We start from the raw sequence: 11,175 nt of genomic DNA, 5'->3' as shown, positions 1-11,175 counted from the left end.
AGAGCTGCGAATGAGGCAATCACGGACACAGGTTCGACAAGGAGCGGTCACAGTGCAGCGCTGGCGTGGCTTGGAGGACATCCCCGAGGACTGGGGGCGCAGCGTCGTCACCATCGGTTCCTATGACGGGGTGCACCGCGGACACCAGCTGATCATCAAGCATGCCGTGGACCGCGCCCATGAACTGGGCGTTCCCTCCGTCGTGGTCACCTTCGACCCGCACCCGAGCGAGGTCGTGCGCCCCGGCAGCCACCCCCCGCTGCTCGCCCCCCACCACCGCCGCGCCGAGCTGTGCGCCGAGCTGGGCGTGGACGCGCTGCTCATCCTCCCCTTCACCACCGAGTTCTCGAAGCTGTCGCCCGCCGACTTCGTGGTGAAGGTCCTGGTGGACAAGCTGCACGCCAAGGCCGTCGTCGAGGGCCCCAACTTCCGCTTCGGCCACAAGGCCACGGGCAATGTCGACTTCCTGCGCGAGCAGGGCGCGACCTACGACTTCGACGTCGAGGTGGTCGAGCTGTATGTGAGCGGTTCCGCCGGGGGCGGCCAGCCCTTCTCCTCGACCCTGACCCGGCGGCTGGTCGCCGAGGGCGATGTGGAGGGCGCACGCGAGATCCTGGGCCGCCCGCACCGCGTCGAGGGCGTCGTCGTCCGCGGCGCCCAGCGCGGCCGCGAGCTCGGCTTCCCGACAGCCAACGTCGAGACCCTCCCGCACACCGCGATCCCCGCCGACGGCGTCTACGCCGGGTGGCTGCACGTCGAGGGCGAGGCCATGCCCGCCGCGATCTCCGTCGGCACGAACCCGCAGTTCGACGGCACCGAGCGCACGGTGGAGGCCTACGCCATCGACCGCGTCGGCCTCGACCTGTACGGCCTGCACGTCGCCGTCGACTTCCTCGCCTACGTCCGCGGCATGGCCAAGTTCGCCTCCATCGAGGCGCTGCTGGAAGCCATCGCCGACGACGTGAAGCGCTCCCGGGAACTGATCGGGGCGTACGAGACCGAGTAGGTCCCGCTGCTACGAGGCCGGGGCGGCCGGTGCCTTGGGGTGCCGGGCGGCCGGTGCCTCGTGGAGCCGGGGCGACCGGTGCCTGGCCGCGCACCGGCCGCCGTTCTCAGGTACATGCCCGCGCCCAGTGGCACGCCACCTGCGCCTCGCCGCCTCCGCCCAGCACCTCCAGGTCCGCACCCCGGCAGGCGTCCGCGACGCCCGCCCGCTCGGCCTCCCCGCTCGCCAGGATCTGGCAGCGGGCGTGGAAACGGCAGCCGGAGGGGATGCGGGAGGGGTCCGGGGGTTCGCCGGTGAGGACCACCGGGTCGCCCGGGGCCTCCGGGAGGACGGACAACAGGGCCTGGGTGTACGGGTGCCGGGGCGCCGTCAGGACCTTCTCCACCTCACCCGTCTCCACGATCCGGCCCAGGTACATCACCGCGACCCGGTCGGCGATGTTCCAGGCCAGCCCCAGATCGTGGGTCACCACCAGCGCGGACAGGCCGAGTTCGGTGCGCAGCCGCAGGAGCAGGGCGAGGATCTCGCCGCGTACCGACGCGTCCAGGGAGGCCACCGGCTCGTCCGCGACGATGAGTTCGGGCTCCAGGACCAACGCGCCCGCGATGACGACCCGTTGGCGCTGGCCGCCGGACAGTTCGTGCGGGTAGCGGAGGAAGAAGCGCTCCGGCGGGCGCAGTCCGGCCCGGGAGAGGGCCTCCGCCACCGCCGCCCGTTCGTCGCCGCCGTACCGGTGGATACGCAGCCCCTCGGCCACCGCGTCGTACACCGTGTGCCGGGGGTTGAGCGAGCCGCTGGGGTCCTGCAGGACCAACTGGACGCGCTTGCGGTAGGCCTTGAGGGCGCGGGCGGAGTAGTCGAGCGGTCGGCCGTCGAAGGTGACGCGGCCGGCGGTCGGCGGGACCAGGCCGAGGAGCGAGCGGGCCAGCGTCGTCTTGCCGCAGCCCGACTCGCCGACCAGGGCGACGATCTCGCCGGGGCGGATGTCGAGGTCGACCCCGTCGACGGCCCGGGCGCGGGCGGCGCCGTGGCGGCCGGGGAAGGCGATGTGCAGGCCCTCCGCACGGAGGAGGGGCACGGTCGTCACGGGGGTTGTCGTCGGCGTGGTCGTCGTCATGGGGTGCCGCTCCTGGCCTCGTCCTCCGCCGGGGTGTCCGGCTTGTCCTCCGCGGGGGTGTCCGGCTTGTGCTGCGCCGGGGTGGCGGGTTTGTCTTCAGCCGGGGTGTCCGGTTTGTCTGCCGACGGGATGGTCGGCTTGGCCTCAGCGGGGGTGTCCGGCTTGTCTTTCGGTGGGTCGGCCGGCTCGTGCTCTGCCCGGGTGTCCGGCTCGTGCTCTGCCGGGGTGTCCGGCTTGGCCTCCGGTGGGGCGGTCGGCTCGGGGACGGTCGCGCCCGCGTGCACACAGGCGGCCCGCCGCCCCGCGCCCGCCTCCCGCAGCGCCTGGTCCTCCGTCGCGCAGCTGTCCAGCGCCACCGCGCACCGGGGATGGAACGTACAGCCGGACGGCAGCGCGGACGGGTCCGGCGGGTCGCCCGGCAGTCCGCGCGGCGCGAACCGCGAGGCCGGGTCGCCGATGCGCGGGAACGCCGCCGACAGGGCCTTGCCGTACGGGTGCCGGGCCGCCTCGTACACCTGCCGGGCCGGGCCCTCCTCGACGACGCGGCCCGCGTACATCACCGCGAGCCGGTCGCAGGTGTCGGAGAGGACCGCGAGGTCGTGGCTGATCATGACCAGACCCAGCCGCTGCTCGGCGACGAGCTGTTCGATCAGACGGAGGATCTGCGCCTGGATCATCACGTCGAGGGCGGTGGTCGGCTCGTCGGCGATGACGAGCCGGGGGTCGCAGGCCAACGCCATGGCGATCATGACGCGTTGGCGCTGCCCCCCGGAGAGCTCGTGCGGATACGCGCTCGCGCGGGCGGCGGGCAGGCCCACGTGTTCGAGCAGCTCGCCGGTCTTCTTCCGCGCGCCCGCCGGGGTCGCCTTCTTGTGCAGCAGGATCGGCTCGGCGATCTGGTCGCCGATGCGGTGCACGGCGTTGAGGGAGTGCATCGCGCCCTGGAAGACGATCGAGGCGCCCGCCCAGCGGACCGCCCGCACCCGCCCCCACTTCATCGTCAGGACGTCCTCGCCGTCGAGCAGGATCTCCCCGCTCGTCCGCGTGCCCGCGGGCAGCAGCCGCAGCAGCGCGAGAGCCAGCGTGGACTTGCCGCAGCCGGACTCGCCCGCGATGCCGAGCTTCTGGCCCGCGTCGAGCGAGAGGTCCACACCGCGCACGGCGGCCGCACCGCCCGCGTACGTCACTTCGAGGTTCCTGACCTCCAGGAGCGGGTTCCCGGTGGGACCGGTCATCGGGTCACTCCCAGCTTGGGGTTGAGCACGGACTCGACCGCGCGCCCGCACAGCGTGAACGCCAGCGCGACCACCGCGATCGCGACTCCCGGCGGCACCAGGTACCACCACTTGCCCGCGCTGACCGCACCCGCCTCCCGCGCCTCCTGCAGCAGCCCGCCCCAGGACACGACGGTCGGATCCCCGAGCCCGAGGAAGGCGAGCGTCGCCTCGGCGAGGATCGCGGAGGAGATGATGAGCGTCGTCTGCGCCAGCACCAGCGGCATCACATTGGGCAGCACATGCCGGGACATGATGTGCCAGTGCCCGCCGCCGAGCGCCTTCGCCCGCTCGATGTACGGCCGCGACTCCACGGCCAGGGTCTGCGCCCGGACCAGCCGGGCCGTGGTCGGCCAGGTGGTGACGCCGATCGCCAGGACGATCGTGCCGATCGAGCGCGACATCACGGTCATCAGCGCGATCGCGAGCACCAGGGTCGGCATGACCAGGAACCAGTCCGTGATCCGCATGATCACGGTCGCGTACCAGCCGCGGAAGTGCCCCGCGGTGATGCCGATCAGCGCGCCGATCGCGACGGAGAGCACGGCCGCGAGCAGCCCGACGAGCAGCGATACCCGGGCGCCCCAGACCACGAGCCCGAGCAGGTTGCGTCCGAACTGGTCGGTGCCGAGGGGGAATCGGGTGCTCGGACTCTCCATCGGCCGGCCCGGCGCGTCCGTCACGCTCTGCACATGGGAGCCCACGGTCAGCGGGGCGGTCAGGGCGATGAGCGCGAAGAGGGCGAGGGCGGCGAGACCGAAGACACCCGCCCGGTGGGTGCGGTACTGCTGCCAGAAGCGGGCGGCGGAGTGGCGGCGCCGTTGCCAGGCCAGGGTGCGCGGGCCGGCCGTGGCCACCTGCGAGGTCGCTTCGGTTGTCATCGGCCCGTCCGACTCGGTCGTGGTCATCGGCCCACCCGTGGGTCCAGCAGCGGATAGATCAGATCGGCCAGGGTGTTCATCACGATCACCGCCGAGGCGAAGACGAAGAACAGCCCCTGGACCAGTGGCAGATCGGGCACGCTCAGCGCCTGGTAGAAGAGCCCGCCCAGGCCCGGCCAGGAGAAGACGGTCTCGACGAGGATCACGCCCGCGACCGTCCGGCCGAGGTTGATGAAGATGAGCGTGACGGTCGGCAGCAGCGCGTTCGGCACGGCGTGGCGGCGGCGTACGAGGTCGTCCCTGAGGCCCTTCGCCCGGGCCGTGGTCAGATAGTCGCTGCCCATCTCGTCGAGCAGCGCCGAGCGCGTGACCAGCAGGGTCTGCCCGTATTCGACGGCGACCAGCGTCACCACCGGCAGGATCAGATGGTGGGCGACATCGACGACGTACGCGAAGCCCTCCTTGCCCCCCGACTCCATGCCGCCGGTCGGGAAGAGGCCGGGGACGGGGCCCATGCCCACCGAGAAGACGATGATGAGCAGCAGCCCGAGCCAGAAGGACGGGATGGAGTAGAGGGTCAGGGCCAGGCCGGTGTTGAGGCGGTCGCTCACGCCGCCGTTGCGCCAGGCGGAGCGGGTACCGATGAAGATGCCGAGCGCGGTGTAGAGGACGAAGGCCGTGCCGGTGAGGAGGAGGGTGTTCGGCAGCGCCTCGGTGATCTTGTCGATGACGGGTGCCCGGAACTGGTACGAGGTGCCCAGGTCGCCGGTGAGGGCCTTGCCGCAGTAGTCGGTGAACTGCTGCCACAGCGGCAGGTCGAGCCCGAACTCCTCGCGATAGTGGGCGAGTTGCCCGGCGGACACCTGACGGCCGCCCGTCATGTACTTCACCGGGTCGCCGGGGATGAGACGGAAGAGGAAGAAGCTGGTGACGAGGACGGCGAGCAGCGAGACGGCCGCGCCGCCCAGCTTGCCCGCCACGTACCGCAGATACGCGGGGGTGGTACGCGCCCGCGGTCCACGGGCCGACGACGGTCCGGCCTGAGCCGGACCGTCGGCCGCCTCGACCAGCGAGGGTGTTGCCTCAGCGGTCATGAACTACTCATTCGCTCGTACGTTCATGGGTGCCCTGTGCGGGCGGGGGCGGGCTACTCGCGGTCCTCGGCCGTGGCGCGGCGCCGCATCGCGAAGAACACCCCGACGCCCACGAGGACGACCACGCCCGCGACGATGCCGATGATGACGCCCGTCGAGCTCGAACCGTCGGAGGACGCACCGGAGGCGTCGGCCGGAACCGCCGACCACCAGCTCCAGTACCCGTCCTGGCCGTAGATGTTGCCCGCGGCCTTCGGCATCGTCTCGATCGACTTGATCTGGTCGGTGCGGTAGGCCTCGACCGCGTTCGGGTACGCCATGACGTTCATGTACCCGGTGTCGTAGAGCCGCGACTCCATCCGCTTGACGATCTCCGCCCGCTTGGCGGTGTCGTACTCGGCGAGCTGCTGGTCGTACAGCTCGTCGTACTTCTTGTCGCAGATGAAGTTGTCCGTCGCGCCGGTGTCCTTGGCGGTGGCGGGCAGGGCGGCGCAGGTGTGGATGGACAGTACGAAGTCCGGGTCCGGGTTGACTGACCAGCCGTCGAAGGCCAGGTCGTACTCGCCGGCCAGCCAGGGGTCGGTCACGTTGTCGAGGCAGTCGAGGGTGACACCGATGCCCAGCTTGCCGAACCACTCCTTCACATACTGTCCGACCGCCTTGTCGTTCGGGTCGGTGGCGTGGCACAGGATCCGGTAGTCGATCGGTTTGCCGTTCTTCTCGACGCGCTTGCCGTCGGCGTTCTTCCTGTAGCCCGCCGCGTCGAGGAGCTGGGCGGCCTTCGCCGGGTCGTACGCGAGTTCCTGGCTCGCGGACGGCTTCCAGTGGTACGTGGAGAAGCGCGGCGGGATGTATCCCTCGCCCTCGACGGCGTGGCCCTGGAAGACCTTGTCGATGAGGGTCTTGCGGTCGACGGCCATGAAGAGCGCCTGACGCACCTTCTGGTTCAGCAGCGACTCGGCGCCGTCACCGAAGTGCTTGCCGTCCTTGGCCTGGGCGCCGGGGTTGGTGGCCAGGGCGTAGAAGCGGCGGCCGGGGGCGTCGTTGACCTTGATGTTCGGCTCGCCCTGGAGGGATGCCGCCTGGGCGGGGGTCAGCGCGGGGGAGCCCGCGACGAAGGAGACCTCACCCTTGCGCAGGGCGGCCACCGCGGCGTCCTGGTCCTTGAAGTACTTGAAGACCAGCTCGTCGAACTTGGGGGCACCGCGCCAGAAGGTCTTGTTCGGCTTCAGACGGACATAGCTGTCGGCCTTGTAGTCGGTCAGGACGAAGGGACCGTTGCCGACGATCGGGAACCTCTGGTCGTTGTTGAACTTCGAGAAGTCCTCGACCTTCTCCCAGATGTGCTGGGGGACGATCGGCACATCGAGCGCGCCCATGGTGGCCTGCGGCTTCTTCAGCTCGATGACGAGCCGGGTGGGGCTCGGGGCCGTGACCTTCCTGAAGTTGGTGACGAAGCTGCCGTTGGCGGTGGCCGCGCTCTGGTCCGTCATCATCTTGTTGAAAGTCCATGCCGCGTCCTCGGCGGTGGCCTGCCGGCCGTCCGACCACTTGGAGTTCGACCGGATCGTGTAGGTCCAGGTGAGCTTGTCGGCGGACGGTTCCCACTTGGTGGCCAGGCCCGGGACGGTGTGGTTGTCCGCGGCGTCGTAGTTGGTCAGGTACTCGTACATCAGCCGGTGGATGCTCGTACTGAGCAGGCGTGAGGCCAGGAAGGGGCTCAGCGAGTCGACGCTCTGCGCGACCGCGACGGTGAGGACCTTCTTGCTCTTCTTGGCCTGAGTGCTTTGCATGGCCTGAGTGCTCTGCATGGCCTGGGCGCCCAGCACGGCCTGGGTGCCGGCCTGGGTGCTCTGCTGGGCCCGGGCCTGCTGCGGGGCCGGGTTGAGCGGGGTCGTGAGGCCGGCGGTGAGGGTGAGCGCGGCGGCGGCCGCGGCGGCGAGGAGCCGGGGGCGCAGGTGTCCTCCGGTGGGCTGAGCTTGTCTGTTCATGGGTCGCTGACCTCGCGTCATCGCTCGCACAGGGATGGCTGGTTGACCTACTGGATCAGAGGGATCGGGGGACGCCGGCGGGGTTGATGTGTGTGTCTATCAGCGGCGGTCTCCGGGCGTCAACGGCGCGTGGACCCCATGTGGCCTGCGGAAATAACGAGTTGGCGCGTATTTTTCGCTCATTGGTTCAGACCCTTGAAGCCCTCCAGGTGACGGCCTGACGGCCTGTGACGCCCCTGGATACGGGAAAGGCCCGCACCGTGAGATTCGGTGCGGGCCCGGGCGCCGAATCGGCCCCTTGGAAGGGGCCGATCGGGTGACGGATGTCCGTGACGGTGTCCGTGACGGGTGTCTGGTTCTCGTTACTGCTGGGACTGCTGAGGGGGCGCGGGTGGGGGAGGGGTTTGGGGGGCCTGGCCTTGATCCTGGCCCTGGTACGGGGGGTAGGGCTGACCGGGCTGCGGAGGGTGTGGGGGCTGCGGGTACGCCTGACCCGGCTGTTGCGGGTAGGGCTGGCCGGGCTGTTGCGGGTAGGGGTGGCCGGGAGCCGACTGGCCCGGCATCGGTGCCGCCGGAGGAGCGTACGGATACTGATACTGGGACTGGCCCGGCATCGGCGGGGCGGCCACCGGCGGCGGGTTGCCGTCGGACGTCCACAGCCCGTGCGACTGCTGGTGGCGCACGATGTCCTCGGCGACCATCGCGGAGAGGTTGAAGTAGGCCTCCCGCACCTTGGGCCGCATCATGTCGAGGTCGACCTCGGCGCCCGCGGCCAGGTGCTCGTCGAACGGCACGACCACGACACCGCGGCAGCGCGTCTCGAAGTGGCTGACGATGTCCTCCACCTTGATCATCTTGCCGGTCTCGCGCACCCCGGAGATGACGGTGAGCGACCGCGAGACCAGATCCGCGTACCCGTGCGCGGACAGCCAGTCCAGTGTCGTACTGGCGCTGCTGGCACCGTCGACGGACGGCGTCGAGATGATGATGAGCTGGTCGGCGAGGTCGAGCACTCCGCGCATGGCGCTGTACAGCAGCCCCGTGCCCGAGTCGGTCAGGATGATCGGGTACTGCTTGCCCAGCACGTCGATCGCGCGCCGGTAGTCCTCGTCGTTGAAGGTCGTGGACACGGCCGGGTCGACGTCGTTGGCGATGATTTCGAGACCGGACGAGGCCTGCGAGGTGAACCGCCGGATGTCCATGTACGAGTTGAGGTACGGGATCGCCTGCACGAGGTCGCGGATGGTGGCCCCGGTCTCGCGGCGCACGCGGCGCCCGAGCGTCCCCGCGTCCGGGTTGGCGTCGATCGCGAGGATCTTGTCCTGCCGCTCGGTGGCCAGCGTGGAGCCGAGCGCGGTGGTGGTCGTCGTCTTGCCGACGCCGCCCTTGAGGCTGATGACGGCGATCCGGTAGCAGGACAGCACCGGCGTCCGGATCAGCTCCAGCTTCCGCTGCCGCTCGGCCTCCTCCTTCTTCCCACCGAGCCGGAACCGCGAGGAGCCGCCGGAGGGACGACCGCTCTTGGCCTTCTGCTTCTTGTTGTTCAGCAGGCGATCGGAGGACAGCTCCACCGCGGCGGTGTACCCGAGGGGAGCGGCGGCCGGGTTGACCGGCTGACGCTGGTCGTGCTGGATGGGCTGCGGCCAGGCGCCACCGGCGCGGGGGTCTACGGGGGCCTGCGGGTGCGGGTGCGGGTGGGGCTGGTGGGGCTGGGGATGGGCTTGCGGTTGAGGTTGCGGCTGCGGCTGCGCCTGCTGCTGGGCCTCCGGCGGCGGGCCGGGGTACGGCTGCTGCTGAGGGAAGCCGTAGCCCGACTGCGGGCCGGGGGCCTGGGGGGCCTGCGGAACGCCCTGCTGCGGGAACCCGTAGCCGCCCTGCTGCGGTGCGGGCGGAGGCGGGGGCGGGCCCGGGACGCCCGGCGGCGGGAAGCCGTAACCGCTCGGCTGGACCGGGGGGTTGGGCGCGGCCGGCGCCGGAATCCCTGGGTGGGGGAAGCCGTAACCGTCCTGCGGCGCGGGCGGGACGGGCGGCGCGGGGACGGGCGCCTCGGCGGCCGGAGGGGGTACGGGGCCCGGCACCGGCGGTGTGGTCGGCGGACTCCAGGCCGCGGGTGCGGGCTGCGGGGCCCCCGGCTGGAACGGCGGCTGCGGCGGGGAAACCGGCGGTTGCGACTGGACCGGCGACTGGACCGGCGGCTGGACCGGCGGCGGGCCCGGGTGGGGCCGCTGCTGGGGGAAGTCGTGGCCGCCCTGCTGGTGCGGGTCGGGCGGCTGCCCCTGTGCGCCTGCCGGCTGGGGTGGGACGGGCGGCTGCCCCTGCGCGGCCGTCGGCTGCGGCTGCTGAGGGGAATCGGGCGTCGGCGGCATGACCGGCTGGGGCGAGGGCCACTGGGCGGCCGGGGCCGGGGCGGCGGGCTGGTAGGCGGGCGGCAGCGGCGGCAGCCCACTCTGCGGCAGCGGCGGGGGAGCCCAGGCGGGCGGGGCTGCCTGGGCGTCCTCGGATACGTCGGTGCCGGCGTCCGGCGCGATGTTCTGGGGCCAGTCGTCCAGGGCGTTCGGTTCCGCCGCGTCCTGAGGCACGGCCTCCGTGGTCGCGGCGGCAGCGGGCTGCCCGCCCTCCGCGTCGGCGGTGGTGCCGGCGTCGGCGGTGGTGTCCGCGGACTCCTCGAAGCGGTCGAGGTCGTCGCCCGCGTCTGCCGAGGGCTCCGAAGCCTCGGCCGCACCTTGCGGGCCGTCGGCTTCGCCACCGACAGGGTCCGGCACGTCGGACACGGCGTCAGCGGGTTGCTGCCCGTGTCCCGCGGCGGACTCGGGGGCGTCGGAACCGTCGCCCCCGGGCGTGCCGCCGATGCCGTCGTGCTCACTCGTGCCGTCGTGCTCACTCGTGCCGGCGTCCGAGTCCTCCGGCTGCGCGGACGCTGCCTCCTTTGCGGCGGCTCCGCCACCGGCTGTGGCGCCACCGGAGGTCGCTGTGTCACCGGAAGGCGAGACGTCACCGGAGGGTGTGGCGAATTCCCGCCCGGCGACCGCCACGGCGGGTGCACTCAGTTCGAAGTCACCGCCGGCCGTGCCACCGCCGGCCGTGCCGCTGTCGTCCTGCGCAGCACCGACCGGCTCTCCGGCCGCAGCGGTGGCCCCCGCAGGGGCGGCGGACGGCTCCGCGGCCGCTTGCGCCGCGGCGTCCCGCTCCGTGAACTCACGCTTGAGAGCGGCGGCGGAGAAACGCATGGTCGTGCCGCTCTCGATGTCACCGCTGCCGAGACCCGCCTCGTCGGCCGGCACGGTCGGCCGTGACCACACGGGCTGCGGTGCCGACATGGGCTGCGGTGCCGACACCGGCGGTGTCGGATGCACCGGCGGGGCCGGCTGGAACGGCAGCCGCGGAGCGGACGGCGCAGGAGCCGCCGGTGCAGGAGCCGCCGGTGGAGCGGGAGTCGGCGACGCCTGCGGCGAATTGCCCGACGCGTTCTGCGTGTACCAGGCGGGCGGCGCGTAGTCGATGGTGAACTCGCCCGTCGCCTCGACGGCGGACTCCGCGTCGGACTGGTCATCGCCGGGTGTGGCCCAGCCCCCGCGGATCCCGTCCCGATCGCTGTTCACAGTTCCTCCTGGTGTGGTCAAGCACCCTCAATGCCGGGCCTGCGCGACGGTTCTCTTCGCGCGGGGCGCGGGCAGTCCGTCGACGGGGTGGTCGAGGGGGTGTGTGTCGCGCCCGGTCCCAGCCTAATCACCACGAGCGCCACGACGGCAGGCCCGTCCGCCCCTCCGCTCGGGCCCACTCCGTCTCACCCTGCCCAGCGGCGGTGTGCACAC

At 71.8% G+C, this 11,175-nt stretch carries 7 protein-coding genes; 1 reads left to right on the top strand and 6 read right to left on the bottom strand.

All coding sequences use genetic code 11. The annotated features are described in order from the left end of the window. Window positions 1–52 precede the first annotated feature (52 nt). Entirely contained in the window at window positions 53–1,006 is a 954-nt protein-coding gene (locus RV986_RS14705; RefSeq protein WP_475917834.1) for a bifunctional riboflavin kinase/FAD synthetase, read from the top strand. A gap of 106 nt (window positions 1,007–1,112) precedes the next feature. Here RV986_RS14705 and RV986_RS14700 read toward each other — a convergent pair whose 3' ends face one another. The 6 genes from RV986_RS14700 to RV986_RS14675 form a co-directional block, all read right to left on the bottom strand. Further along, complete coding sequence (locus RV986_RS14700) at window positions 1,113–2,123, bottom strand: ABC transporter ATP-binding protein (RefSeq protein ID WP_475917833.1); 1,011 nt, start codon at window positions 2,121–2,123, stop codon at window positions 1,113–1,115. Further along, window positions 2,120–3,358, bottom strand: a complete 1,239-nt coding sequence (locus RV986_RS14695) for an ABC transporter ATP-binding protein (RefSeq protein WP_475917832.1) — start codon at window positions 3,356–3,358, stop codon at window positions 2,120–2,122. Before RV986_RS14695 ends, RV986_RS14700 begins: the two co-directional genes overlap by 4 nt. Next, a complete protein-coding gene (locus RV986_RS14690) occupies window positions 3,355–4,305 on the bottom strand; it encodes an ABC transporter permease (RefSeq protein ID WP_475917831.1) in 951 nt (316 codons plus the stop codon). Before RV986_RS14690 ends, RV986_RS14695 begins: the two co-directional genes overlap by 4 nt. Beyond that, the gene (locus tag RV986_RS14685) at window positions 4,302–5,372 is read right to left on the bottom strand and encodes an ABC transporter permease (RefSeq protein ID WP_475917830.1); all 1,071 of its coding nucleotides are present in this window, start codon (window positions 5,370–5,372) and stop codon (window positions 4,302–4,304) included. Before RV986_RS14685 ends, RV986_RS14690 begins: the two co-directional genes overlap by 4 nt. A gap of 53 nt (window positions 5,373–5,425) precedes the next feature. Continuing rightward, on the bottom strand, window positions 5,426–7,363 hold the full coding sequence (locus RV986_RS14680) for an ABC transporter substrate-binding protein (protein ID WP_475917829.1): 1,938 nt from the start codon (window positions 7,361–7,363) through the stop codon (window positions 5,426–5,428). Window positions 7,364–7,725: 362 nt separating this feature from the next. Then, window positions 7,726–10,962 carry an SCO5717 family growth-regulating ATPase gene (locus RV986_RS14675; RefSeq protein WP_475917828.1) on the bottom strand — a complete coding sequence of 1,079 codons (3,237 nt, stop codon included), beginning with the start codon at window positions 10,960–10,962 and terminating at the stop codon, window positions 7,726–7,728. Between the last annotated feature and the right edge of the window lie 213 nt (window positions 10,963–11,175).

This window comes from Streptomyces sp. RLA012 (assembly GCF_056270325.1).
The sequence above is the reverse complement of the archived record's forward strand: the minus strand, read 5'-3'. Positions and strand labels throughout refer to the sequence as shown.

What these genes read in the sequence shown, in the direction of transcription:
- RV986_RS14700 (WP_475917833.1), bottom strand. Translation starts at nt 2,123, where the DNA reads ATGACGACGACCACGCCGACGACAACCCCCGTGACGACCGTGCCCCTC.
- RV986_RS14695 (WP_475917832.1), bottom strand. Translation starts at nt 3,358, where the DNA reads ATGACCGGTCCCACCGGGAACCCGCTCCTGGAGGTCAGGAACCTCGAA.
- RV986_RS14690 (WP_475917831.1), bottom strand. Translation starts at nt 4,305, where the DNA reads ATGACCACGACCGAGTCGGACGGGCCGATGACAACCGAAGCGACCTCG.
- RV986_RS14685 (WP_475917830.1), bottom strand. Translation starts at nt 5,372, where the DNA reads ATGACCGCTGAGGCAACACCCTCGCTGGTCGAGGCGGCCGACGGTCCG.
- RV986_RS14680 (WP_475917829.1), bottom strand. Translation starts at nt 7,363, where the DNA reads ATGAACAGACAAGCTCAGCCCACCGGAGGACACCTGCGCCCCCGGCTC.